The organism is Pseudomonas sp. TE12508 (assembly GCF_056279485.1).
Genome location: NZ_JBWCCN010000006.1, coordinates 60,931 through 84,259 on the forward strand (window position 1 = coordinate 60,931; position 23,329 = coordinate 84,259).

Sequence of the window (23,329 nt, forward strand, 5' to 3'; positions counted from 1 at the left end):
GTTGGACGGCATCGTCATGGTTTTCTAAAAAGGGTCATCGAACCTGAAGAGATGCCGTGATGAGCCAACCCACCCTGTCGTTCGAACAACTGAAGCACAGCGTTCCACTGGCCCTGCGCCAATGCATCGCTGCCGGACAATATCGGGGCCACACCAGCGGCTTGGCCCAAGGTCGGGTGCAAGCCAATATCGTGATTCTACCCAATGATTGGGCTAACGAGTTTCTCCGGTATTGCACGCTCAATCGGCAGGCTTGCCCGGTGCTCGACGTTACCGAACCGGGTGATCCGTATTTTCGCAATCTCGGCACAGCCATTGATATCCGCCACGAGGTGTCCCGATACAGGGTCTATCGCCATGGCGAGCTGAGCGAAGAACCGTCGGATATCGAGCATTTGTGGCAGGACGATCTGGTGGCCTTCGCCATCGGTTGCTCGTTCTCCTTCGAACAACCGCTGCTGGATGCCGGCATCGCCCTCAGGCACATCGATCTGGGGCGCAATGTTGCCATGTACCGGACGAACATAGACACTCGCCCTACCGCTCGCCTGAGCGGCAAGCTGGTGGTGAGCATGCGCCCGATGAAGGCCGCCGCGGCGATCCAGGCGATCCAGATCACCGCACGCATGCCCAACGTCCACGGCGCGCCTGTGCACATCGGTGATCCGGCGCTGATCGGCATCGATTCACTAAGCAGCCCGGACTACGGCGATGCCGTGCCAGTCGAAGCCGACGAAATCCCGGTATTCTGGGCCTGCGGTGTGACCCCGCAATCGGTGGTACAAACTTCACGTCCGCCGCTGTGCATCACCCATGCTCCCGGCTGCATGCTGGTAACGGATGTGTGGAATAGCGCTTTGTAAATGAGGGCGGGCTCGCGTGGCATAGTAACGTGAGCCTCGGATAAGGATGTTCTCAACCTGATAGGGATTCGACGGACAAACAATGAACACTGCTCAACAATCGATTCAACAGTACATAAAAGCCAAGGACAGTAATCGCCCACATTTGTTGCGCCAGGCCTTTGCGCCAGACGCGATACTGGACATGGTCGTGCATACCGGCTCTATCTCGTTTCCACCCCACGTTGAAGGCCTCGGATCTATCGGCGATGTACTCGTCAGGCGATTCGGCCAGACTTTCGAAAACGTCTATACCTTTTGTCTGGGACTCCCACCTGAACCGCAGGCCAAAACATTCCAGTGCAAATGGCTGGTCGGCATGTCCGATAAGAGCGGCGGCGAAGTTCGAGTCGGTTGCGGTCTGTATGAGTGGCAGTTCAGCCCCGAGTCGAGGCTTGTCGAGAGGCTCACTATCACCATTGAGCACATGAAAACCCTGCCAGCGACTGATCTGCACTGCATCATGGAGTGGGTATCGCATCTGGATTACCCATGGTGCAGTTCGCAAGCCTTAGTGAGCAATGCTCCTGATATAGACACGCTTGAAGAGGTGATCCAGTACCTTACGGCCAATACGCCAACCTGCACTTCGCAGGTGTAGAGCTACACAATCAGTCGTATTCAGCTTCCTTGTAATATCCCCTCAGACGCCATTGTTAGGTTTGGTCAGCATCCGAAAAGTACAAACCGGCACGCCTGAAAAGACGCCACTCAATGAGTGGCGTTTTTGTGAAATATGCAGCGCAAAACCCAAAGAAAAACTCGCAGGACCGTAAAGCACCCCATATTCCATCAGCATCCAGCGCAATACCAATGATTGCGCGGCCTGACCGTGGCTTTCAGAAAAAAACCAGTATCTGTATCGAAAGTTTTCGTTCAAAGCATGGCGCTTTGCCTTGGTTGAACTACCTTTCAAACAAGAAGAAGACATAACGGTTCGAAATGCCACGTTAGGTTCAGCGATCAGATAGCGGATTGGCAAAAGGAGTTACCTCACTATGATCCTGACAAGCGTTTTCCGGCTCAGTGCGTTAATTGCCGGTTGCTTTTTAGGGGAGTCAGGTCGGCGCAAAGTGCCGTCTTTAGCTGCTGTCGAGCCTGCGCATATCGTTCGGGTTGACAGCCCAGGCATCTGGATCACTAAAAACCGTTATAGCGAAGGTCGCTCGTTGTTCCGTCAGAACAGCGTATTGCAGTTGCTTGCATGTAGCACCACGGAATATTGCCGGAGCCATTAGTCAGGGGCCTGGCGGGGTAGAGGGCCGACCAAGGCCCCTTGTAGTGATCCGAGGCAACCTGGTTTTGCCTCAAAGATGGCTATTCAGCGAGGATGCACTTAATGAGCTATCGTACCGTGCCCGCTTTCAAGCGAATTATCCATGGTCTGTTCTGGACGGGCCTCAGCGTGAATGCGGCTCAGGCCGCGCCGGCCAATTGTTCGCAACTGGATAATATGCCGACAACGTTTGAGGTCGGCCAGGGGCTTCAGAATGAACTGCGCGTCCCCGTCCCGGTGACACAGCTGGCAGTCGGCGATCCGAAAATCGCCGACGTGCAACCCAGCGGCAACAACCCCAATGCCTTCTTGCTCACCGGTATGGCGCCGGGGACCACCAGCCTGATGGTCTGGACTGCCTGTTCGACAACGCCGCGCCAAAGCATGGTGTTCGTCAAGGGCAAGGCCACCGCGGCGCTCACTAGCGTCTCGACAGTGCCTTCCGAAGATCCGCTGTTGCCGATCCAGGTGCAAACCGACATCCGCTTCGTTGAAGTCAGCCGGACCAAACTCAAGGAAGCCAATGCCTCGATTTTTGGCCGCCAAGGCAACTTCCTGTTCGGCTCACCGAGAACCTTGCCCACCGTCGGCGGCATTGTCACGCCGTCGGTGCCGGTGAACAACGGCATGTTCAACTTCGCTTTTGCGTCCAGCGATACTCTAGTGTCGATCAACGCACTGGAAGGCAGCGGTTTCGCCTACACCCTGGCACGGCCAAGCCTGGTAGCGCTCAGCGGGCAGAGTGCGAGCTTCCTGGCCGGTGGTGAAGTGCCGATTCCAGTACCCAGTTCCGGCAGCGATAACGTGTCCATCGAGTACAAGGAATTCGGTATTCGCCTGACCCTGACGCCGACCATCATCGGGAAAAACCGTATCGCGCTGAAGGTGGCGCCGGAAGTCAGTGAACTGGACTTCACCAACGCCGTAAGCATCGCCGGCACCATCGTTCCGGCGCTGACCATTCGACGTACCGACACCAGCATCTCCCTGGCCGACGGCGAAAGCTTCGTCATCAGCGGCCTGATCAGCACCCGCAACAGTTCCCAGGTGAACAAGTTTCCGGGGCTGGGCGATATCCCGATTCTGGGCGCGTTCTTCCGCGACAACAGCGTCAACCGTGAAGAGCGTGAACTGCTGATGATCGTTACCCCGCATCTGGTCCAGCCACTGGCTGCCAATGCACAACTACCGTCATTGCCTGGCGAACAGCTGCGCAATTACGACCCGAACTTCTACCGTATGTTCTTTCTTGAAAATGGCGACTTCGACAGTCGTTCCGGGCTCTCGCAATGAGCCTGAATCAGACTTGCCTCGACCTCACTCGTAACGGTGATCTTGAACGCTTGCCAAGCCAGCTTTATTGCCATTGGCCAGGCGTTCAACGTGTTGTAGCCAGAGGACACTCGATGAAAGCAGTCATTGCAATAGCGGCGACAATCATGCTCACAGGTTGTGCCAGCAATGGCTTGTCGTCGCGACCGGCTGAGTGTGCCAAGCCCGCTTCGGATCAAGAGCTGGCCCTGAGCTTGGCCGATAACATGGTCAATGAGGGCCGTTTGTATGCCAGCCTGGCGAATCTGGAAGGTTTGCCCGACAACCTGGTTCAGGTTCGCCTGCGCAAGGCTCGGGTACTGCGCTTGATGGGGCGTAACGAGGCAGGGCCGTTGTATCAAAGCTTGCTCGGCACCTGTATGGCCGCTGACGGGGAACATGGCTTGGGCCAGTTGGCCGCGGCCAAAAATGATTACGCCAACGCTACCACTCACCTTGAGCGTGCGGTGAAGATGGCCCCCACCGACGAAAGGATGCGCAATGACCTGGGGGTGGTCTACCTCAATCAGCGACGGATCCCTGAAGCACGCTTTGAGTTCATGACCGCCATGGAGCTCAAACAGTCCAATTCACTGGCGGCAATCAATATGGTGACGCTGCTGATCTATCAGGATAACTGGAAGGCAGCTTCCGAACTCGTGACCCGCGCCAGCTTAAGCCCTCAGCAAGTCGCAGAGGCTCAAACCCGCGCGGAGAAGCTCAAGGCTTCTGCTAAAAAAGCAGTGGCATCCGAGGGGAATCGCAGAACTGAGGTAGCCGCTGCCTCATCCAGTGCGACCAAGTAAAACGTACGAGGAGTCGAGATGAATACCAAGAGGCTGTTGATCGTGTGCATGGCTTGCCTGTCCACCAGTGCCTGGGCTTTTGAACCAGGCCCCTCTTCGAAGGAGCAAAAAGGCACCGAGCAGTGGATGCAGCTACAGATTCGCGGGATAGTTGCTTCACCCAAACTGCAAACCGCTTCGGCCACCGAACGTGACCTGGCCATGCAGCGTTGGCTGAACAGCTTCAACTACCCGATTCCGGAGTTTTTTGACCAGGATATGGCGGGTGAGATCCCTAGCAGTAACTGAGGCGCATCAACGGGTGATCAGCTTCTGGTGTCGTCTAAAGTGGCCTGGCTTGCAAAGCCGGGCTAGACGTCGTGTACAAGTAAAGCGGCGGCATCTGCGCATTATCCAAGCCTGACCGGATCACCCTAATGTAGGAGCTGCCGCAGGCTGCGAGCTTTTGCTCTTCAGCGATTCCTCGACCATTAAAATCAAAAGATCGCAGGCTTCGCCAGCTCCTACGCCTGACCGCGGTGTTCCTTAAAGGAATGCCTGGCAACCATTGCTTGCGCCTTGACCAGCCTGTCACCGAGCGTATCGCGACAATCAGCGCCCGGTCATTGATGAACAGATATACGCAAATCCCTGTAGGAGCTGCCGCAGGCTGCGATCTTTTGCTCTTCAGCGATTCCTCGCCATCAAAATCAAAAGATCGCAGGCTTCGCCAGCTCCTACGCCTGACCGCGGTGTTCCTTAAAGGAGTGCCTGGCAATCATTGCTTGCGTCTTGACCAGCCTGTCACCGAGCGTATCGCGACAATCAGCGCCCGGTCGTGATGAACAGACATACGCAAATCCCTGTAGGAGCTGCCGCAGGCTGCGATCTTTTGACTCAGAGGCCTGGGCAATGAATTGCCTGCCAGAAAAATCAAAAAATCGCAGCCTTCGGCAACGCCTACAGGGATGTGTGGAGCTATGGAAGGAAAGTGCAGATCAGGCTCGGGCGGCAAGGCCATCGTATTCGACAGCCTCCGCCCGTTATTTCACCCGAAAGCTCTCATTACACCGATCATTGCAGGGCCGATGGCGACCAGGAAGAAGCTCGGCCACAGGCAGAAAATCAGCGGAAATATCAGCTTGGTACCGATTTTTGCCCCCATCTCTTCGGCGGCTTGCGTACGCCGATCACGGAACTCGTCGGCATAGATGCGCAGGGTATCGGCCACACTGGTACCGAAGCGAATACTCTGCGCCAACAGGCTGACCAACCCTTGTACATCATCCAGCCCAGTGCGCACGGCCAGTTGCTTGAGCGCCTCGGTACTGGTAATGCCCGCGCGGATTTGCGCATTGACCAGGGCCAGCTCTTCAGCCAGTTCAACCTGACTGACCGACATTTCTTCAGCCACCCGCTCGATGGTCGTGGGCAGGGCCAGGCCTGACTCCACGCACACCACCATCAGGTCCAGTGCATCCGGAAACGCGGCGCGCAGCCGGTTTTGACGCGCCTGCTTGCGCTTGCCGACATACAGGGCCGGCAGCAGCCATCCGATACCCGCCATCATGACCACCAACAGCAGACCAATGGTCAGCGAAACCTTGGGGATCAAAGGTAATAGCAACAATGCAACGCCGACCAGCAACAGCGGTAACATCAAACGCACCGCCCAGTACATCTGCACCGCCGAAGCAGAACGGTACCCCGCATGCGTCAACAGCGTCTGGGTGGCGGAAGCCTGAGCCGATTCGCTCGAGGCAAAGCGCTGACCGACCCGCTCCAGCAACAGTTGCAGATTACCCGGAGCTTCCTGCCCGGTCGTATTACCTAAATGACCACGCTTGATCAACGCCAGGCGACGCTGCACCGGGTCCTGAAGGCCCAGCATCAGCAAGATCACGGCGACCACAGCAAGCACCGTACTGACGCCAATGGCGCCAAGGAACAACAGGCGCCCCATCTCCTCGTTCCCCGTGACCCGACTGAACAACCCGAGTAAAAAGTCCATGATCTATACCTCCCGGTAGCAAATACCGCTTTAAACCTGAATCCGGATGATTTTTTTTATCCAGAAAATCCCGATCAACATGGCGCAGAAAGCCCCGATGATCAGCTTATGGCCTATGGGATCATTGAGCAGCACCGGCAAGTAAGTGGGGCTTGTAACGATGATCGCGATCGCCAGCACGAAGGGAATGGCCACCAGTATCCAGGCCGACATCCGCCCTTCGGCCGACAGGGTTTTGATCTTGCGCTGGAAGCGGTAACGCCCGCGAATCAGCCGGCTCAAACGTTCCAGCACTTCTGTCAGGTTGCCGCCGGTCTCGCGATGAATGAGGATCGAAGTCACCAGCATCATCACCGTCATGCTTGGCATACGCTCGAGCAGGCCGAGCATGGCGCGGCGTACATCATTGCCATAGTTGATGTCGGCGAAGGTCAGGCCGAACTCATGAGCAACCGCGCCCTTATGCTCCTCGGCAACCAGGCGCAGGGTTTCGTTGAACGGGTGTCCGGCGCGCAGGGCCCGGCACATGGCATCCAGCGCATCCGGCAGGCCTTCCTCAAACTCAGCGAAACGTTTGCCACGGTCACGAGAAATTTTCAGCACGGGCAACCAGAACACCCCGAAGCCCGCCAACAGCGCCATCCACCAGACCGACGAGAGCATCCAGATCGAGATAGCCGCACAAACGCCCAGAAACAGCCCGAGCAACAGCACCCGATAAGCCCGGTATTCGTGGCCGCCCTGCTCGATCACCTGGGTCAGGCTCGCCATGAAAGGCAACTGTTCGAGCATGGCCTCCAGGGGCGACAAGCGCGTCAGGTATTTCTGCCGTAACACCGTTTGCATGTTGGGCAAATTGTTGGCTTTCTCCAGCACATGCAGACGACCGCGGATGCGCTTGCGCATCTTGCCGGCCTCGCCGAACACCGGTACCACCACGCCCTGGGACAGAAGGAACACGGCGATAAACACCATGCCGAGGAACATCAGAATGAATTCACCAGGAATATTGTTCATGACTGCCGTGCCTCCATCCACTCAGGCCTGAACATGTTAAGCGGCAATTCGATGCCGCGCTTGGCCAGCACATCGCGGAAGGCCGGGATCATGCCGCTGGGGCGATAATCGCCAAGCACTTCGCCGTTCTCGCCCATGCCTTGACGCGCAAAGGAGAAGATTTCGGTCATGGTGATGATCTCGCCTTCCATGCCGTTGATCTCTTGCACGCTGACCAGGCGGCGCTTGCCGTCCTCCTGACGTTCCAGCTGGATCACCACATCTATGGCCGACGCGATCTGCTGACGCATGGCCTTGATCGGGAAAGTCGCCCCGGTCATCGACACCATGTTCTCTATTCGGCCCAACGCATCACGCGCGGTGTTGGCGTGAATGGTGGTCAACGAGCCGTCGTGGCCGGTGTTCATCGCGGTCAGCATGTCCAGCGCCTCGGCGCCGCGCACTTCGCCGATCACAATGCGGTCCGGGCGCATCCGCAAACTGTTGCGCACCAACTCCCGCTGACTTACCTCGCCACGCCCCTCAATATTCGAAGGCCGGGTTTCCAGGCGCACCACGTGGGGCTGTTGCAGTTGCAGTTCAGCCGAGTCTTCGATGGTGACGATGCGCTCGTTTTGCGGAATGAAACTGGACAGCACATTGAGCATGGTGGTCTTGCCGCTGCCGGTACCGCCGGAAATCAACACGTTCAGGCGTCCACGAACAATCGCCTTGAGCAGCAGGGCAATGGCCGGGGTCAATGTCCCCACCGAGATCAGGCTGTCGGTATTGAGCAGGTCCACCGCAAAGCGGCGAATCGACATGCTCGGGCCGTCGATCGCCAGCGGCGGGATAATTGCGTTGACCCGCGAACCGTCCTTGAGCCGGGCATCCACCAACGGTGAAGACTCGTCGATACGACGACCCAGGCTGGAGACGATGCGGTCGATGATGTTCAGCAAATGCTGATCATCACGAAAGCGCACATCGGTCCGTTGCAGTTTGCCGAAGCGCTCGACATAGACCGAGGCATGGCCGTTGACCAGAATGTCGGAGACGCTGTGATCAGCCAGCAACGGTTCCAGGGGACCCAGGCCAAGCACTTCGTCTGTGATTTGCTTGATGATCAACTGGCGGCTGGCAGAACTTACCGGTGCCGAATGCTCATCGAGCAAGCGCTGGCAAATATCGCGAATCTGCCGCGTGGCCTCCGCCTGTTCAAGGGAGTCCAGCAAGGACAGGTCCATGACCTTGAGCAACTGCTGGTAGATCTTTTCCCGCCACTCGGCTTCCACCGGAGTGACCTGGCTTCTGGTTTCGTAAAGAACGTCCGGCGCTGCACGTTCCCACGCCATTATTTCCTCTGCCGGATCCAGCAGGTCCTCGGTCGCCGACGAAGCGGCGGGTTTACCGGACTGTTTGCGCAAGCGGTTACGAAAGTCGCTGATCATGGGTCATCCCCCGAAAAAACGGTTGAAGGCGCGTTTGAGTAAGCCTTTGTTCCCGGCTACTTGTTGACCGACCAGGTCCTCGGTCATGTCGCGCAGAGCGGTAGTAATCGCTGCCCTCGGCGCATGCAGCCCCAACGGCACGCCAGTGTTCTGACTCTGGCTGACCAGGTTGAAGTCGTTGGGTAATTTCGACAGATTGGTGCATCGCAGCGCCTCACCGATGTCTTTGAGGCTAATCGCTGCCGACTTGTCAAAGCGGTTGACCACGATCTGCAATTGATCGCCGCGCACACCCAGGTCATCGCGAAGAATTCGCACCAGGGAGCTGGCATCGCGCAGATGGCTGACGCTCTGCTGCACCACCACGTACACCCGATCCACCTGTTCCAGCACAGAGCCGGTGAGGTGGTCGATTTGCCGCGGCAGGTCAATCACCACCCAGTCGTAGCTGGCGCGGGCCAACTTCAACAGGGCGTCAAGTTGCTCGGGCTGGGCATCCTGTGGCAGACACAGCTCACCGGCCCGGCCACCCAGCACATGCAAGGTCGGGCTGAAGTGACTGCAAAAACCGCGTAACGCGACGCTGTCCATGCCGTCGATCTGATGCAACACCTCAAGATGGCTGTGCGTCTGCGCCACATCCAGGTAATGCGTCACGCTGCCAAATTGCAGGTCCATGTCCAGTAACAGAGTACTGCCGCCCTTGGCACTAAGCTGCTGAGCCAGATTGCAGGCCAGCAAGGTTCCGCCGGAGCCGCCCTTGGCGCTCATCACGGCGATCAATTTGCCTTCTGTTCCACTGCCAGTCCGAACTTCCATGACCAGCCGATTCAAGGCGGCAACCAGTTCGGTCTCGGCAATGGGCTCGGGCAGAACGTCCCGGGCGCCGGCCTGCATCGCCATACGCATGCCTTCCTGTTCGCTCAGCAGACCGCAGACCAACATCGGCGGACGCTCATGGGCCGGGTGCAGCAACAGCGCCGCCAACTCTTCGCGCCACAGGTGGCTGACGCGCAACAGCAACAGATCGGGCATCCGGTCCAGGCCGTAGAGCGGGTCGACATGTCCATTACTCACCAGGCGAGTGCTCACCTCCAGGCCGGGCATGCGTTGGCAGACACTCTGCAGATCGCGCAAAGAGGTGGCATCGCGGCTGCTGATCAGCAACCGGAGCCCGGCTTTGCCGGTGGAGGTGGAGAGCGGCGTTTCCTTGGTATTCAGCATGGTGTGATCTCCCCGGAATCGGAATGACGCCCAAGGCTTTCGCGTGGCAACGTTGCCCTGAATGTGGGCAAGGTAATGGGCACGCCGAACCCGGGAATGAACAGATTGAAAACGAAGTTTTGCAGACTCAACTGGACATAGCGGATGGCACGAAAACCGTTGACTCCACTCGTATCGCCGGGGTTGGCGACCAAAGCGCCGTTGGCATCCAGGTAGGTCAGCGTCAGGTTGTTGGTGGTCAAGTCGGTGATCAGCTGGCTGGTACCGGCGTCGGTCGCGGCATTGAAGATCGCCCGTCGCAAAACGACCGGATCGCTGATGTTGCACACGGCCGCCAGGCGTGCACCGCGCCGTGCGGCTTCATCCAGCGCATTGACGGTGAAGTACAGTCGGCCCATCTCCAGCACGGCAAACAACAGCGTGAATACGAGCATACCGATGATGGCGAATTCCACGACATAGGTGCCGCGCATGCGTTTGCGATTCATCACAGTGCCCTCATGACAGTGGTGGCGACCAGCGGAATGCTCAGCGCAATCGGATTACCGAAGAAACCCGGAATCGAGCCGGTGCAATTACCACTGCCAATCACCGGGCAGAACGTATAGGTGATGGTTACCCGCACATGGTCCAGGCCCACCGCGGCGACTTCCACCATGCTGGTCGTCAACCCTGACACCACCGCGGTCCCGGTATTTGCAGGCACGCCATAGACCGCGACATTTCTCGTCTGGGCCTTCAGCGCATCGCTCAGAGCGACAGCGCCAAGCGTCGAGTTCCAGGCCTGGCTAGCAACGAAACGGTCAGCATCACGGCTGGCCTGCAGCAATACGTTGTAGTGGTAGAGCATGCGGCCGAACTCGCCGAAAGCCAGCAACAGCAGGAGCAACAACGGCAGCACGAGGGTGAATTCCACCAGGGCCAGGCCTTGCTGGCGCTGCGACTGTTTAAACGCGTGAAGTCTCATGACGCCCCCTCCCTACGAGTCAGTGCTCGGAGTGCCGCTGTTGAGATAGGTTTTGTAGAGCTGGATGATCTGCGGGCCGGAATCGGTTGCCGGCGAAGGGCTGGGCACGTTGTCGCCTTCGCACTCTTTCACAAACTGTCCGAAAATCTGCGCCTCCGTGCCGCCCCCGTTCATGGGCTGCACCACGAAATAGCAGCCAAAACCCAAGACAGGAATCGAGGTTGAACCGCCCTGTTTCCCGGTGCATTCACCCACCACGATTTTCAGCATCCGGCGCTCGAACACTCCATTGCTCTCACAGCCGCTGCCGGTCCCTGCCACGCACGCGGCCACGCTGGCACGCCAGTCGTTGTAATCCATTATCGCCTCGCCACCGGCCGTAAGATTGCCATCGCTCGATGTGACAGGCTGGCCCTTGTATTGCGCTTGTGCCGGGGTAACTGAATCGTTGTAAGTAATCTGAGGGTTGCTGGACGCGGTCACCAGGTCTGGCGGGTAGTTCGAAGCACTGACCGGACCGTTGTAGATGCCGAAGCGTGTATTCAGGCCTTGAGACGCAGGGCCGACCATGTTGCCGGGAGAGGTCTGGACGTTCTCTCCCACATTGCGGCAGACCGAGCCGCCTCCAGCCAGATCCTGCCTGACCGTACTGCCGCCCGAGCCGAAATCGAGCAACTGGAAGTTGCCTGGGCCAATGGCGGACGAATTGCCAGCCGCCGACTTCAATACCTGCAAATCACCAAACTGGAAGCCCCAGAACATACCGGCGTCAGGGTCGTATTGGGTCGCATCGCCACAGATCATCAACGGAGCGAGATCACACGGGCTGGTAGGGCTGGGTCCAGCAGTGGCGATCGCCGCCACCGCTTTGTCTCCCAGCACACCGAATGACTGAACGAAGCCCCAGAAAAAACCCGTCAGACTATAGTTCGATACCGATACCCGAACGTATTTGGGATCCGTCGGGCCAGGAAAAGAGAATGGGCCATAGACGCTGTCGGACAGTTCCACTACCGCAAATGCACCTGGATTACCGGCGACAGCCGTGGACAATTCGTTGTTGCCGGCGGCATTGGCATTTTGCAACAACGTATTGAGCGCGGCAGATCGCGTGGTGCTGGCAAAGTTGGTAGCGCCTGCTACCTGACTCAGGGTTTTGGCGCCACTCAGGGCGGCGGCGTCCACCGCATTCTGCAGACGTGTCTTGTTCAGCAACATGTGTCCGCCGTCCAGAGCCAACGCCGCCAACATGGACATCGCCGCCAACGCAATCACCATCAATACGCTCACCGAACCTTCCTGGCGCCTTGGCGTCGCAGTGAACGGCTGCTGAATTCGAAGATTCATCATCAAGCCCTCATTTACCGATACTGATCCGGATCGGCTCCGCCAATACCTGGGTGTCCCAGGCGCCTAGTACGTTCTGTCAGCGAATGTTGACTACTTTGGTTTCGATCCCGCGGATGATGGTGATAGCCCCGCCACGCTCGCCACTGCTGCGCTGTACCACGCGTTTTGGCGCCGGGGCAGCGACCATCGCCATGACCGGTGCCGCCGGTGCAGGTGCAGGCGCAACGGTCGCGATTTTCTTCTGGTCGTTCAGCGGATTGCGTAAGGTCAGTTGCAATTTGCCTTCCGTTTGTGCGGTAACCAGGGTTTCAGCCTCTGCAGTCGTCATTTCCAGCGTCACTGCACGTACCACTACCGGCTGGGTTTTGTCGGTACCTGCGGTCTGGTCCACCGCCAACACGCGCAGGTTCTCGAGGATGGTCTTGGAAACGGCGCTGTTGCTGCCGGCACTTGTGGTTTTGGTCGCCAGTACATCAACCCGGTTGCCTGGCAGGAGGAACCCACCTACGCCGACCACATCGTCTACGCGCACCGAAATGGCACGTTTGTCTGTCGCAATCAGCGAGGCCAGGGTACTGCCGCCCAAATGCTCGCTCAGGCGTGCGCCGCGCATCACGTCGCCCCGCAAGATGTCGAACGTTGCGATCTTGCCCACGGCCTTGTCGGTTGAATCGAGAGCATCGTCCGGAATTGTGTCCATCGGCATGCGTACGGTCGTCACTTGTTGGGCCTCGACCATCTGCCCGAAGGGAATTTCTACCGTGGCGACCACCACACTTCGAAGGTGATCATCCGGCGTGGCATTGAGCCGTGCGCTCAGCCAGGAATCGGCCATCCATGCAGCCCCAAGGCCCATGACCAGGGAAATGCCTATCAGGGAAACAGTACGAGAGCTCATGTCAGTATCTCCGCTTCAAAGAAAGTCGAGCTGGACGAAATAGTTGTGCCAGGCCCATTCCAGCTCCTGCGGCGACAGGGCTCCGGAACCGCCCAGGTAACGCTGACGGTCGAGGGCCATGTTCAGGAGATCGCGGGGATGGCAAGGCACCAGGGGCATGCCTTCACTTGCATAAAGCCTTTGCAATACATAACGCAGCAGCAGCGGGTCAAAAGGAATGCCCAGGCGCTCGCTTTCCTGACGCCAGATCTTTTCGTACTCCTCAGGCTTCAGGTAACCGAACTGCAGCTTGTAACCAATCCGGCGCAAGAAGGCCTCATCGGCCAGCTCCAGGGGATTGAGGTTGGTGGAAAACACCAGAATCAAATCGAACGGCAGCTCGCAATGCCGACCGCCGCCCAGGTTGAGGAAGTCACGCTTCTCTTCCATGGGTACGATCCAGCGATTCAACAGCTCGGCCGGAGCCATGCGCTGGCGTCCCATGTCGTCAATGATGAACAAGCCATTACTGGCCTTGAGCTGCAAGGCGGCCTGGTATTGACGGGTGTAGGGGTCATAGCGAACGTCCAGCTGTTCCATGCTCAACTCACCGCCCGTAATGACGATCGGGCGTTTACAGCACAGCAGACGACGGTCGATCCCTTCGTTGAGCATCAGATTGTTCGATTGACTGTTGTCATCCAGACGCTGATGCACCTGCGGGTCATAGATCTCGATCACCGCCTCGTTGATGACGATGGCATGAGGCACCCAGATCGCTTCGGCGAACAGACGAATCAGCCGACTGCTGACATACGTCTTGCCGGTACCCGCGGGGCCATAAATCATGATCGCGCGCCCGGAGTTCAGCGCCACACCCAACTGATCGAGCATCCCCTCCGTGAGCACTACGCCCGCGAGGGCCCTGTGCATATCGTCGGCGTTGATGCGACCGTGGTGAATGGTCTGGATTTTGATCAGGGAACGGTAAGTACTCACCGGGAAAGGTGCCGCGCCTATATAGCCGCTACGTGACAGGGCATCGCGGGCGGCACTGCGACCGCGTTCGGTCAGGCCATAACGCAGCATCTGCCCTCCTGCCGATTGCGGCCCCATCTGGCCAAGCACTTCGACACGGCCATCCTTGCGCAGAAACGCCAGGACTTCTTCCAGTACTGCACCGGTCAGTGCCAGGCGCTCCACCAGCCGCGGCATGTCGAGCACGCCGGCGTCATGCAAATGCTTGCACACTAGCTCACCGAGAAAACTGTCGGTCAGACCGGTTTCGCGGATGGTGCATGGCTGAGGCGCCAGTCGTTGCACCGCGTCCCTATCGCTGGGGTAGGCATCACTATCGACGATGACGTGCATGACTAAGCTCCCAATCCACCAGCAACGAGTTGCCAGTAGACGCTGTTTAAAGTGCCGATCAGGATGGCGATCGAATAAGGGAAAGGCTTGCCGGCTACTTCATCCGAAGCAGGCGCCAGATAAGCCTGCGCCCTGACCATCAGCCAATAGCGCCCCAGGGTTTGAAGTAGTTGACCGCGGAACAGCACGATCAGGAAACCGCATACGCCGCCGGCAATCAGACTGAACAAGGCAGCCCACAATGCGTAATGAACCGGTAAAAAACTGCCGACCATGGCCATTAACTTGACGTCACCGGCCGCCATGCCACCCACGGCATACATCGGTAGAAAGAACCCAAAACAGATCAGCATACCCAGCAGGCTGTCACTCAATCCGCTGACACCACCTGAATAAGTTTGACTGACCAATCCCAGGGCAAGCCCCAACAGGACCAGCATGTTGGGAATACGGTGGCGAAGCAGATCGCTCACCACCGCGACGCCCAGCAGTCCTAGCAGTACAACTGTCGACACCAGCAATTCCATGGACATGGCGCGTCTCCCCCTACCGGGACTATCGTTAGCAGGCAGCACCTTTGACCGCGGCGCACAGCGCTGTGATCCTGGTGTTCACCTCGGCGCCCAAAAGAACAAACATTGCGGCAACAGCTACCGTGATTAACCCACCGGCCACCGCGTATTCCACAATAGTCAGACCGTCTTCATCTTTGGCGAACTTGCTTATCGAAGTTCTGATTGTTTGCAGACTCATTTTGTGTGCCTCACTTCAGGGGACATATGGCTCAGAAAGAATATTGGCGGGGACAGCGCGAAGTCCGTTGAGTTGTCCGGTCTATCCGCGAAACAGAAACAACCGGTTGTTCAATGGATGTCGCCGCGCCCCCCGCCGAGTCGGCGTATCAGCAGGCAGCACCTTTGACCGCGGCGCACAGCGCTGTGATTCTGGTGTTCACGGCGCCACCCAAAAGAGTGAACATTGCAGCAACAGCTACCGTAATAAGCCCACCCGCCACTGCGTATTCCACAATGGTCAGGCCGTCTTCGTCTTTGGCGAACTTCACTACCGAAGCCTTGATTGTTTGCATGATCATTTTGCCCACCTCACTCGAATGTTGTTTTTTCGGAGGCAGTGCGTTCTGCTCTGCCTGGATGCAACACTAGTCAGGGGCAAGGCATAGGCGTTAGGAAGATTTTGCACATCACTAGGACTTTTTTGCGGGGGTGCCCAACTGCCGTTTATTGGCTTTTAGAAGGAACGGCAGGGCAAAAAAAGGGAATGACTTGCGATTGCGATTGCCGTTGATTCACAAGCGACGAGCGGTTGCGGCTCGGGACATCGATCCACGCTAACAAACAACTGGCTGTAACGGCTTTGCAACGAAATATAGAGCGTATAGAACTAAAGTATCAGTTCTTTATAAGCATTTAATCTGCAAAGTCAGTGCACGTTGACAATACTACTCAGCGAAGAGCGGCGCTAAGAACCCCAGAGTAGAGACATGACGTCCAATTTGACCAGAAGGCCATCGCTACTGTGGTTCGATCTGACCCACGATCATTCCACGAAGGAACTCATCGCGCAGTTCGAGGGTACCTGCGACTGCAAATTGGCGAAAAATTCCGCGTTGCCCATCGGGGAACAGGCGGACATGATCTGCATCCATTTCGATCGCCCCGACACACCAGGCTTGAGGCTGTTGCTGGAGATCAAACGCACAACGCCCACCATCCCGATCACCATGTTCACTGTGCAGCACTCGGAAGAACTGGCGGTATGGGCCATGCGTTCCAGTGTCTGGGAATACATGGTGTTGCCGTTCTCATCCAACGAGAGAAAGCGTTACCTGACGGCCGTGGTGCAGCTGTGCGAGTTGCGCAGAAATACCAACGGCCAGGGCCAGACATCGCTGATCGATCACTCCCCGACCTTGCCGGACAGCATCCGATTGACCTCGGGGCACCAAAAACACCAGGCGCTGAGCCACGTCATGCTGTACATCGACCAGCACTTTCGCGACAGCATCGATCAGAGGGATTTGGCGAAGCGCTGCGGCATGACGACCTTTCGCTTCAGCCGACTGTTCAAGGAAGCCAATGGCGTTGGCTTCACCGATTACATCCTGGACAAGCGCATGAGCTTCGCCAAGCAACTGCTCGACAATAGCCAGATGCCTATTACCAGCATCGGCTATGAGGCCGGCTTCAAGGACCCGTCGTACTTCGCTCGCGCCTTCAAGCAGTTCGTCAACTGCACGCCCAGCGAATACCGTTTGACCTGCCAACTCAGAGCGGTGGCAGCGCAACCGGCGCTGGAGGATACAACCGCTGAAGTGCTCGAAAGCCTGGTACAGAGCCTCGGAAGTTGAGGCGGTTTTTAGGCCCGTGACAAATAACTCGCATAAAAAAACGCCGCTCAATGAGCGGCGTTTTTTTTGAATTTGGAGCGGGAAACGAGACTCGAACTCGCGACCCCGACCTTGGCAAGGTCGTGCTCTACCAACTGAGCTATTCCCGCAAATGGCGTCCCCTAGGGGACTCGAACCCCTGTTACCGCCGTGAAAGGGCGGTGTCCTAGGCCACTAGACGAAGGGGACACGCTGCCCGGAACACATGGTGTGTGTTTCGGTGCCCAGATCCGCATCCGAAGATTAGGTTCTGGTTTCACTCAGCCCTGCCCGAAAGCAAAGCCGTTTAAAACTGGAGCGGGAAACGAGACTCGAACTCGCGACCCCGACCTTGGCAAGGTCGTGCTCTACCAACTGAGCTATTCCCGCATTGGCGTCCCCTAGGGGACTCGAACCCCTGTTACCGCCGTGAAAGGGCGGTGTCCTAGGCCACTAGACGAAGGGGACACACGTACAACATTCACTCCCTACCGCGTTTCGCTGTGTGCTTTACGCTGTAAGTGGCGCGCATTCTATGGATGGATTGAGGGGTCGTCAACCCCCAGATATAAATTTATTTAAATCAATGACTTCGCCCTGCTTTCAGCAGCGTTTGAGGCTTTTCCGTCGACTGACCTTTGGCGCCTATATTCTGGCATCCAGCAAGGCGCTATAGTCCCGGCCCGGATGATGGCAATGTGCATCTCGCACGTTATTTACTTATCTATGCAGCGTTACGGCCGATATAAGCAGAGCCATTGCCGATTCAACTCGTCGAGCGACCCTAGGCGCCCAAATGCCAAGCTACTACACTCGACTCGCACGCGAACCCTAATAAAAGAGGTCTTACCGGTGACACCACTCATGATCACCCTGCTAGTCGTAGCCGGGATCGCACTATTGATCGCCATTGGCTACATGAACCATGTGGTGGAGAACAATAAGCTGGAAAAGGCCCGCACCAAGGTTGAACTCAATGACCGCCTGCGTCGCTGCGGTGAAATCACCGAGACCTTCCCCGGTCAGTTGATGACACCGACCCTCAAGCTGCTGTTGACCCGTCTTGAATTGAACGTCTGCCAGCGCTTGCTGAACCTGGAAAAATCCAACAGCACCTTAAAGGCACGGATTGCCGAGCTGAGTGCCCTCGTCGCCCAAGGCGAATCGATCCCGGTCAACAACCCGCCGGCACCGATCCAGACCGAAGCCAAAGCCAAAGACGTGCGCTTTTTGCTCGAAGCCCTGCATGGCCAGATCACCCGCGCGGCACAGGACGGTTTCCTGCCGCCCAACGAAGCCAAGCGCTGGATCCGTGAAGTGCGCCACATCCTGGTCCTGCTGCACATCGAATTCTTCAACAATCTGGGCCAGCACTCGCTGCAGCAGAACCAGCCCGGCCAGGCTCGTCTGGCCTTCGAACGCGGCGTGCAATACCTGCGCAAACAACAGGAACCGCAGATTTACGCAGAACAGCTGGAATACCTGGAGAAACTCCTGGCCCGCGCCAACGCCCAGGTCATGGACAAGATCGCTCCGGTGGAAGGCGAGATGAACCAACTGACTGAAGGCCTCAAAGACGTCGAGGCTGACGCCGACTGGAAGAAAAAAGCGATCTACGACTGATCATGCCAATGCTGAAAAGCCACCGGGTCAGGTGGCTTTTTTTTGCGTTGGGATTGATGGAGGGCAGCCCCTACAACCTGAAATGCCCCACCATCCCCTTCAGCTCACCCCCCAGCTGCGCCAACTCAATACTCGACGCTGCATTGCCCTGCATCGCCAGCGACGACTGATCCGCACTGGCGCGGATACTGGTGACACTGCGATTGATCTCCTCGGCCACTGAACTCTGCTCTTCCGCAGCCGCTGCGATCTGCTGGTTCATCTGCTGAATCAGCGACACCGCTGCCGCAATGCTCCCCAACGCGCTCTCGGTTTGCAATGCATCGCTCACCGCCAGCTTCACCAACTCGCCACTGTTCTGAATCTGCTGCACCGACGACTGCGCCGCCGAGCGCAAGGCACTCACCAGCCGTTCGATTTCCTCGGTCGATTGCTGGGTTCGCTTGGCCAATGCCCGAACTTCATCGGCCACCACCGCAAAGCCCCTGCCCTGCTCGCCAGCCCGCGCTGCCTCGATGGCCGCATTGAGCGCCAACAGGTTGGTTTGCTCGGCAACGCTTTTGATCACGCTGAGTACCGTGCCAATGTTCTGGATTTGCGCACTGAGGCTTTCGATGCTGGAACTGGCCGAGGTGGCCGAGTCCGCCAATTGCTCGATCCGCGCCATGCTATGACGCACCACCTGCTGACCGCTTTCGACTTTGTCGTCGGCAGTCTGCGCCGCCTGGGCGGCCTCTTCCGCGTTACGTGCGACGTCGTGCACCGTGGCGGTCATCTGATTCATCGCGGTGGCGACCTGCTCGGTTTCTTCCTTCTGGCTGCTGACTTCAAGGTTGGTCTGTTCGGTTACCGCCGACAGCGATTGAGCAGAGCTTGCCAACTGTTCGATACCGGCCTGCAAACCACTGACGATACTGCTCAGCCCTGCGCCCATTTGCTGCATGGCTTGCATCAACTGGCCGATCTCGTCACGGCGGGTCACTTCAATCGTTGCACTCAAATCGCCCGCGGCGATCCGTTGAGCAACACCAATCACGCTGCGCAGCGGCGCGACGATCAACCGGGTGATCACCCACGCAGCAATCAGCCCCACCAGCAAGGCCAGTGCCGAAGAACCGATGATCAACAGCGAGTTCTTTTTCAGCTCTGCCTGCATCGACAGGTCTTCGGCAACGTAGGCTTGATCCACCCGTTCCACCACTTGAGCGGCGCGCTGGTGGAGTTGCTCGTAGACGGTTTTTTCCTCTGCCAACAGTCCGGTGTACTCGGCGAGTTTTTCACTGAAACCGGCGATGTGACCGGACACTTCATTGAGGACAGTCTGGTAGCCCTCGTCCTTGATCGTGGTTTTCAGTTGCTCGGCCTGGGTCAGCGCCTGATCGGCCTGCTCGATCTTGCCCTGCCCGCCGCTGTCGTCGCCCTTGCGGCTCTGGTCCAGGCGTACGCGCGCTTCGTTCATGGCCTGCAACATCAGCCGCGATACCTGACTGACCTGATTGGCCTGCTCGATGAATTGCGCGCCGTCCTTGCCCTCGGATTCCTTCAAGGTATAGGCACCATCATCGGCGAGCCCGGCCTGCAGCACGTCCAGGTTGTTGGCCACGCTGGACACCGACCAACTGGCCATTTCCAGTGCCAGGTCCTTGGCCTGACTCAGCGAGACGAACTCGTCAAAAGCCTTGCGATAGGCCCCCAGAGATTGCTCGACGTCATTCATGACCGGCACGTTGGCCGCTGACTGGGCCTTGAGCTGGGTCGCCAGAGCGATCAGAGCGTCCACCCCGGCGCGCAAGGCGTCCGCGGTTTTCGGATTACCGTGCAAGGCGTATTCCTGCTCGAGCAGGCGAACCTTGAGCAAACCGCTGTTGAGCGACGACATCTGCTTGAGCCCGTCGAAGCGCTGACTGATGGTTTGCAGGGACCATACGCCGATGGCCGCTACCAGTGCGGTCAACAGCAGCACCAGTACAAACCCGACACCCAGTTTTTTCGCCATACCGAGGTTGGCAAAACGTCCTTGCACGGCCGAAATCATTGCGCTTAGTCCCCTGCCATTGTCTGTTGATGCAGATTCGCAACGGGCTTGTGCCAACACAAGTCTCTGGCTGCGGAATAATGGCAAAAAGCTACGCCCGCGTCGCTTTCAGAACGCTCGAGGTCGATCCTCAGGATCTGCTGACGTTTGGCAGCGCAACGCGGCTCGTCACCAAACGTCAACAGACCCTGGCGGTGGCCTGAAAAAATGCCCGGGCGCGAGGATCACCGGCATAAGCTATGTTGATCCGCTGCCAGTCATGAGCCTGGCCGGTCGGACTGAACGCCGTCGGACAAGACAGCAGGACACCGAAGCGCCGAGCCTGAGTGCGCACCTGAGCATAGTCAGCGTTGCGCGATCGCGCCCAGATGAACAGGCCGCCAACCGGTTTGCCGAAAACCTCCCACTCCGCGTCTTCGAGGACCTGCAAGGCTGCGTCCCTGCCAATACTTAAACGCTGGCGCTGACGCTGCACCAATTTGCGGTAGGCACCGCTGGCCAACAGACTCGCCAGCACCGACTCGCTGAACCGTGAAGCGCCCATGCTGCTGATCATCTTGACCTGCGCCAGTCGCGAAATGACATCGGCACTGGCCACTACAAAGCCAACCCGCAACGAACTGCTGAGGGTTTTGGAGTAGCTGCCGACGTAGATCACGTTGTCATCGATGCCCAGTGCCGCAAGGCGCGTGCCGGGACCGCTGTGAAAATCAGCGTAGACGTCGTCTTCGATCACCCGCACGCCATGGTTTTTGGCCAGTTGCAGGACCTGCTGAGCCACCCCCGGGGTCAAACTGCTGCCAGTGGGGTTGTGATAAAAGCTGTTGATGAACAAGCCACGGGGTTTGTACTTCAGCAGCACTGCCTCGAGTGCTTCGGTGTCTGGCCCGCGCGGGGTTCGTGGCACCTCGATCATGCTGACCCCGTGCAGCCTGAGCAGATCGAACAGCATCGAATAACCGGGACTCTCCACCACCACGCAATCGCCCGGTTTGAACAGCGTGCGCACAATCAGATCGAGCCCATGACTGGCCCCTGCCGTGGTCAGTATTCGGCTTTCATCCACCTCGATATTCAGTTGTTTCAACCGCTTGAGGATCTGCTGGCGCAAAGCAGGCAGGCCCAGCGGCGTGCTGTAGTTGAACAACCCGGCCATGTCGGTGCGGCTGACCTGGCGTATGGCGTAGCTCAGGTCGTCAGTCTCGCGCCAGCTTTCGGGCAGGCCACCGCAACCCAGTTTCAGTTCCTCGACATGGCCGCTTTGCTTCTCCTCAACCCCTTCGAACCAGGGAAGATCGCGTTGCTCCTGAGCGGCCAGCACCGTTGCCGCGACAAAGAAACCCGCCCCGTTACGCGTCTCCAGTACCCCTTGAGCCACCAGCCGTTCACAGGCCTCGACGACACTGGATTGACTGAGCAGATTGATCCGCGCGATTTGTCGCACGGAAGGCAAGCGCCCCCCCGGCGTCACCTCGCCGCGACGGAGCCAGTCGGCCAATGCGTCGACGATTTGCTGCACGACAGGCACCAATGCCTCCCGATCGATTCTCAACTCCATGAGCAAGCAAACTCCTGTCCGTTTTGCGGGGAACAGTTAATCACAGGAGCGCACCAGGGGATGTGCGACAACGCCGCCAAAACCCTCAGATCTAATCATTTGAAACACATTGATCGGCGTCTTCACGGAACCGGCGTCAATGTGTGTAGTGCTGAGAAACCTGTGGCGAGGGAGCTTGCTCCCGCTTGAGGGCGTAGCACTCACAAGATTTTGGGGCCGCTACGCAGCCCAGCGCGAGCAAGCTCGCTCGCCACAAAGATTGTGTTTGCCTGAATCCCTGTGGCGCGACCTAAAACATTAAAACGCCGTGACCCCACCATCCACCGCCAGCGAATGACCGGTGGTGAACGCCGCGCCGTCGCTGCACAGGTACAGCACCGCGCTGGCAATTTCTTCGACCTTACCGATACGCCCGACCGGGTGCATGGCATTGGCGAACTCGCCCTTCTTCGGGTCCGCTTCGTAGGCTCGACGGAACATGTCGGTGTCGATCACTGCCGGGCACACCGCATTCACGCGAATCTTTTTCTTGGCGTATTCGATGGCCGCCGATTTGGTCAGGCCGATCACCGCGTGTTTCGAGGCGGCGTAGATGCTCATCTTCGGCGCAGCGCCCAGGCCGGCGACCGAAGCGGTGTTGACGATCGCGCCGCCGCCCTGGGCCAGCAGCAACGGCAACTGATACTTCATGCACAGCCAGACGCCTTTGACGTTGACGCCCATGATCGCGTCGAACTCATCGACTGTGCCGTCGGCCAGTTTGCCTTTCTCGATTTCGATGCCGGCATTGTTGAAGGCATAGTCGAGACGACCGTAGGTATTTACCACCTCGTCCATCAGATTTTTTACATCGCTTTCCACAGTGACGTTGCAGCGCACGAAGGTCGCTTCACCGCCGGCGGTGCGAATCAGCGCCACAGTGCCTTCACCACCGGCCGCGTCCAGATCGGCAACCACCACTTTCAAACCTTGGGCGGCGAACGCCAAAGCGGTCGCGCGGCCAATACCGTTGGCCGCGCCTGTCACAACGGCAACCTGGCCAGAAAACGTCATGCTCATTGTTATGTCCTCGGAGGGAAGAATGCAGGGGATCGCGTGTGGCCAGTCTAGTCATAGGGGCGTATGGCGCGGCAGCACTATCAGAAGGCCGGTTGGGCACCCATGAGTTGCAGTGATAGAACCACTGCCATGACTATCACCGCACTG

General features: G+C 58.0%; 23 protein-coding genes, 4 tRNA genes and 1 pseudogene. 7 read left to right on the forward strand and 21 right to left on the reverse strand.

Annotated features, from left to right (window positions below; genetic code table 11):
• Positions 1-59 precede the first annotated feature (59 nt).
• Together ACZ9IM_RS09780 and ACZ9IM_RS09785 are read left to right on the forward strand one after the other, a co-directional pair.
• On the forward strand, positions 60-863 hold the full coding sequence (locus ACZ9IM_RS09780) for a putative hydro-lyase (RefSeq protein ID WP_476223792.1): 804 nt from the start codon (positions 60-62) through the stop codon (positions 861-863).
• 82 nt (positions 864-945) lie between these two features.
• Positions 946-1,503 carry a hypothetical protein gene (locus ACZ9IM_RS09785; RefSeq protein WP_476223793.1) on the forward strand — a complete coding sequence of 186 codons (558 nt, stop codon included), beginning with the start codon at positions 946-948 and terminating at the stop codon, positions 1,501-1,503.
• A 42-nt stretch (positions 1,504-1,545) separates the two neighbouring features.
• Here the strand turns inward: ACZ9IM_RS09785 and ACZ9IM_RS09790 are convergent, their stop codons facing one another.
• Positions 1,546-1,884, reverse strand: a complete 339-nt coding sequence (locus tag ACZ9IM_RS09790) for a hypothetical protein (RefSeq protein ID WP_476223794.1) — start codon at positions 1,882-1,884, stop codon at positions 1,546-1,548.
• A 357-nt stretch (positions 1,885-2,241) separates the two neighbouring features.
• Between ACZ9IM_RS09790 and ACZ9IM_RS09795 the strand changes: the two genes are divergently transcribed.
• The 3 genes from ACZ9IM_RS09795 to ACZ9IM_RS09805 all read left to right on the forward strand — a co-directional run bounded on the left by ACZ9IM_RS09795 (position 2,242) and on the right by ACZ9IM_RS09805 (position 4,583).
• The gene (locus ACZ9IM_RS09795; RefSeq protein WP_038982062.1) at positions 2,242-3,471 is read left to right on the forward strand and encodes a type II and III secretion system protein family protein; all 1,230 of its coding nucleotides are present in this window, start codon (positions 2,242-2,244) and stop codon (positions 3,469-3,471) included.
• A 113-nt stretch (positions 3,472-3,584) separates the two neighbouring features.
• Entirely contained in the window at positions 3,585-4,295 is a 711-nt protein-coding gene (locus tag ACZ9IM_RS09800) for a tetratricopeptide repeat protein (protein ID WP_123494613.1), read from the forward strand.
• Positions 4,296-4,313: 18 nt separating this feature from the next.
• The gene (locus ACZ9IM_RS09805; protein ID WP_218397766.1) at positions 4,314-4,583 is read left to right on the forward strand and encodes a DUF3613 domain-containing protein; all 270 of its coding nucleotides are present in this window, start codon (positions 4,314-4,316) and stop codon (positions 4,581-4,583) included.
• Positions 4,584-5,322: 739 nt separating this feature from the next.
• On the opposite strand, the gene ACZ9IM_RS09810 is transcribed toward ACZ9IM_RS09805, so the two are convergent.
• The 12 genes from ACZ9IM_RS09810 to ACZ9IM_RS09865 all read right to left on the reverse strand — a co-directional run bounded on the left by ACZ9IM_RS09810 (position 5,323) and on the right by ACZ9IM_RS09865 (position 15,614).
• A complete protein-coding gene (locus tag ACZ9IM_RS09810) occupies positions 5,323-6,285 on the reverse strand; it encodes a type II secretion system F family protein (protein ID WP_476223795.1) in 963 nt (320 codons plus the stop codon).
• 30 nt (positions 6,286-6,315) lie between these two features.
• Entirely contained in the window at positions 6,316-7,302 is a 987-nt protein-coding gene (locus ACZ9IM_RS09815) for a type II secretion system F family protein (protein ID WP_476223796.1), read from the reverse strand.
• Positions 7,299-8,732: a CpaF family protein gene (locus ACZ9IM_RS09820; protein ID WP_476223797.1), complete on the reverse strand. Its 1,434-nt coding sequence runs from the start codon at positions 8,730-8,732 to the stop codon at positions 7,299-7,301. Before ACZ9IM_RS09820 ends, ACZ9IM_RS09815 begins: the two co-directional genes overlap by 4 nt.
• Before the next feature lie 3 nt (positions 8,733-8,735).
• Positions 8,736-9,956, reverse strand: coding sequence for an AAA family ATPase (locus ACZ9IM_RS09825; RefSeq protein WP_476223798.1), 1,221 nt, complete (start codon positions 9,954-9,956; stop codon positions 8,736-8,738).
• Positions 9,950-10,444, reverse strand: coding sequence for a TadE/TadG family type IV pilus assembly protein (locus ACZ9IM_RS09830; RefSeq protein WP_476223799.1), 495 nt, complete (start codon positions 10,442-10,444; stop codon positions 9,950-9,952). Before ACZ9IM_RS09830 ends, ACZ9IM_RS09825 begins: the two co-directional genes overlap by 7 nt.
• Entirely contained in the window at positions 10,444-10,923 is a 480-nt protein-coding gene (locus ACZ9IM_RS09835; protein WP_476223800.1) for a TadE/TadG family type IV pilus assembly protein, read from the reverse strand. The genes ACZ9IM_RS09830 and ACZ9IM_RS09835 overlap by 1 nt, the downstream gene beginning before the upstream one ends.
• Before the next feature lie 12 nt (positions 10,924-10,935).
• Positions 10,936-12,273 carry a Tad domain-containing protein gene (locus ACZ9IM_RS09840; RefSeq protein WP_476223801.1) on the reverse strand — a complete coding sequence of 446 codons (1,338 nt, stop codon included), beginning with the start codon at positions 12,271-12,273 and terminating at the stop codon, positions 10,936-10,938.
• Positions 12,274-12,349: 76 nt separating this feature from the next.
• A complete protein-coding gene (gene cpaB, locus ACZ9IM_RS09845; protein WP_476223802.1) occupies positions 12,350-13,171 on the reverse strand; it encodes a Flp pilus assembly protein CpaB in 822 nt (273 codons plus the stop codon).
• Positions 13,172-13,186: 15 nt separating this feature from the next.
• Complete coding sequence (locus ACZ9IM_RS09850) at positions 13,187-14,521, reverse strand: P-loop NTPase family protein (protein ID WP_476223803.1); 1,335 nt, start codon at positions 14,519-14,521, stop codon at positions 13,187-13,189.
• Between the two features lie 2 nt (positions 14,522-14,523).
• Complete coding sequence (locus tag ACZ9IM_RS09855; RefSeq protein WP_476223804.1) at positions 14,524-15,054, reverse strand: A24 family peptidase; 531 nt, start codon at positions 15,052-15,054, stop codon at positions 14,524-14,526.
• Positions 15,055-15,082: 28 nt separating this feature from the next.
• The gene (locus tag ACZ9IM_RS09860; RefSeq protein ID WP_476223805.1) at positions 15,083-15,274 is read right to left on the reverse strand and encodes a Flp family type IVb pilin; all 192 of its coding nucleotides are present in this window, start codon (positions 15,272-15,274) and stop codon (positions 15,083-15,085) included.
• Between the two features lie 148 nt (positions 15,275-15,422).
• Positions 15,423-15,614 carry a Flp family type IVb pilin gene (locus ACZ9IM_RS09865; protein WP_008042358.1) on the reverse strand — a complete coding sequence of 64 codons (192 nt, stop codon included), beginning with the start codon at positions 15,612-15,614 and terminating at the stop codon, positions 15,423-15,425.
• Between the two features lie 408 nt (positions 15,615-16,022).
• On the opposite strand from ACZ9IM_RS09865, the gene ACZ9IM_RS09870 reads away from it, so the two are divergent.
• The gene (locus ACZ9IM_RS09870) at positions 16,023-16,889 is read left to right on the forward strand and encodes an AraC family transcriptional regulator (protein ID WP_476223806.1); all 867 of its coding nucleotides are present in this window, start codon (positions 16,023-16,025) and stop codon (positions 16,887-16,889) included.
• A gap of 73 nt (positions 16,890-16,962) precedes the next feature.
• Here ACZ9IM_RS09870 and ACZ9IM_RS09875 read toward each other — a convergent pair.
• From ACZ9IM_RS09875 to ACZ9IM_RS09890, 4 genes are all read right to left on the reverse strand, one after another.
• Positions 16,963-17,038: transfer RNA gene (locus ACZ9IM_RS09875), tRNA-Gly, on the reverse strand.
• 3 nt (positions 17,039-17,041) lie between these two features.
• A tRNA-Glu gene (locus ACZ9IM_RS09880) sits at positions 17,042-17,117 on the reverse strand.
• Between the two features lie 104 nt (positions 17,118-17,221).
• Positions 17,222-17,297 (reverse strand) — tRNA-Gly (locus tag ACZ9IM_RS09885).
• Between the two features lie 2 nt (positions 17,298-17,299).
• Positions 17,300-17,375: transfer RNA gene (locus ACZ9IM_RS09890), tRNA-Glu, on the reverse strand.
• A 396-nt stretch (positions 17,376-17,771) separates the two neighbouring features.
• Here ACZ9IM_RS09890 and ACZ9IM_RS09895 point away from each other — a divergent pair.
• Entirely contained in the window at positions 17,772-18,530 is a 759-nt protein-coding gene (locus ACZ9IM_RS09895; RefSeq protein ID WP_185022054.1) for a hypothetical protein, read from the forward strand.
• Positions 18,531-18,600: 70 nt separating this feature from the next.
• On the opposite strand, the gene ACZ9IM_RS09900 is transcribed toward ACZ9IM_RS09895, so the two are convergent.
• The 4 genes and pseudogenes from ACZ9IM_RS09900 to ACZ9IM_RS09915 form a co-directional block, all read right to left on the reverse strand.
• Entirely contained in the window at positions 18,601-19,482 is an 882-nt protein-coding gene (locus ACZ9IM_RS09900) for a methyl-accepting chemotaxis protein (protein WP_476223885.1), read from the reverse strand.
• Positions 19,462-20,565: pseudogene (locus ACZ9IM_RS09905) on the reverse strand (HAMP domain-containing protein); the annotation flags it as partial. The pseudogene ACZ9IM_RS09905 and the gene ACZ9IM_RS09900, both read right to left, overlap by 21 nt.
• 178 nt (positions 20,566-20,743) lie before the next feature.
• Positions 20,744-22,123 carry an aminotransferase-like domain-containing protein gene (locus ACZ9IM_RS09910; protein WP_476223807.1) on the reverse strand — a complete coding sequence of 460 codons (1,380 nt, stop codon included), beginning with the start codon at positions 22,121-22,123 and terminating at the stop codon, positions 20,744-20,746.
• A gap of 297 nt (positions 22,124-22,420) precedes the next feature.
• Positions 22,421-23,182 (reverse strand): SDR family oxidoreductase, encoded by a 762-nt coding sequence (locus tag ACZ9IM_RS09915; protein WP_427626041.1) that lies wholly within the window; start codon positions 23,180-23,182, stop codon positions 22,421-22,423.
• Positions 23,183-23,329: the final 147 nt, after the last annotated feature.

Coding starts and splice junctions, on each gene's coding strand:
- ACZ9IM_RS09780 (WP_476223792.1), top strand. CDS start 60: ATGAGCCAACCCACCCTGTCGTTCGAACAACTGAAGCACAGCGTTCCA.
- ACZ9IM_RS09785 (WP_476223793.1), top strand. CDS start 946: ATGAACACTGCTCAACAATCGATTCAACAGTACATAAAAGCCAAGGAC.
- ACZ9IM_RS09795 (WP_038982062.1), top strand. CDS start 2,242: ATGAGCTATCGTACCGTGCCCGCTTTCAAGCGAATTATCCATGGTCTG.
- ACZ9IM_RS09800 (WP_123494613.1), top strand. CDS start 3,585: ATGAAAGCAGTCATTGCAATAGCGGCGACAATCATGCTCACAGGTTGT.
- ACZ9IM_RS09805 (WP_218397766.1), top strand. CDS start 4,314: ATGAATACCAAGAGGCTGTTGATCGTGTGCATGGCTTGCCTGTCCACC.
- ACZ9IM_RS09810 (WP_476223795.1), bottom strand. CDS start 6,285: ATGGACTTTTTACTCGGGTTGTTCAGTCGGGTCACGGGGAACGAGGAG.
- ACZ9IM_RS09815 (WP_476223796.1), bottom strand. CDS start 7,302: ATGAACAATATTCCTGGTGAATTCATTCTGATGTTCCTCGGCATGGTG.
- ACZ9IM_RS09820 (WP_476223797.1), bottom strand. CDS start 8,732: ATGATCAGCGACTTTCGTAACCGCTTGCGCAAACAGTCCGGTAAACCC.
- ACZ9IM_RS09825 (WP_476223798.1), bottom strand. CDS start 9,956: ATGCTGAATACCAAGGAAACGCCGCTCTCCACCTCCACCGGCAAAGCC.
- ACZ9IM_RS09830 (WP_476223799.1), bottom strand. CDS start 10,444: ATGAATCGCAAACGCATGCGCGGCACCTATGTCGTGGAATTCGCCATC.
- ACZ9IM_RS09835 (WP_476223800.1), bottom strand. CDS start 10,923: ATGAGACTTCACGCGTTTAAACAGTCGCAGCGCCAGCAAGGCCTGGCC.
- ACZ9IM_RS09840 (WP_476223801.1), bottom strand. CDS start 12,273: ATGATGAATCTTCGAATTCAGCAGCCGTTCACTGCGACGCCAAGGCGC.
- cpaB (WP_476223802.1), bottom strand. CDS start 13,171: ATGAGCTCTCGTACTGTTTCCCTGATAGGCATTTCCCTGGTCATGGGC.
- ACZ9IM_RS09850 (WP_476223803.1), bottom strand. CDS start 14,521: ATGCACGTCATCGTCGATAGTGATGCCTACCCCAGCGATAGGGACGCG.
- ACZ9IM_RS09855 (WP_476223804.1), bottom strand. CDS start 15,054: ATGTCCATGGAATTGCTGGTGTCGACAGTTGTACTGCTAGGACTGCTG.
- ACZ9IM_RS09860 (WP_476223805.1), bottom strand. CDS start 15,274: ATGAGTCTGCAAACAATCAGAACTTCGATAAGCAAGTTCGCCAAAGAT.
- ACZ9IM_RS09865 (WP_008042358.1), bottom strand. CDS start 15,614: ATGATCATGCAAACAATCAAGGCTTCGGTAGTGAAGTTCGCCAAAGAC.
- ACZ9IM_RS09870 (WP_476223806.1), top strand. CDS start 16,023: ATGACGTCCAATTTGACCAGAAGGCCATCGCTACTGTGGTTCGATCTG.
- ACZ9IM_RS09895 (WP_185022054.1), top strand. CDS start 17,772: ATGATCACCCTGCTAGTCGTAGCCGGGATCGCACTATTGATCGCCATT.
- ACZ9IM_RS09900 (WP_476223885.1), bottom strand. CDS start 19,482: ATGCAAGCCATGCAGCAAATGGGCGCAGGGCTGAGCAGTATCGTCAGT.
- ACZ9IM_RS09910 (WP_476223807.1), bottom strand. CDS start 22,123: ATGGAGTTGAGAATCGATCGGGAGGCATTGGTGCCTGTCGTGCAGCAA.
- ACZ9IM_RS09915 (WP_427626041.1), bottom strand. CDS start 23,182: ATGAGCATGACGTTTTCTGGCCAGGTTGCCGTTGTGACAGGCGCGGCC.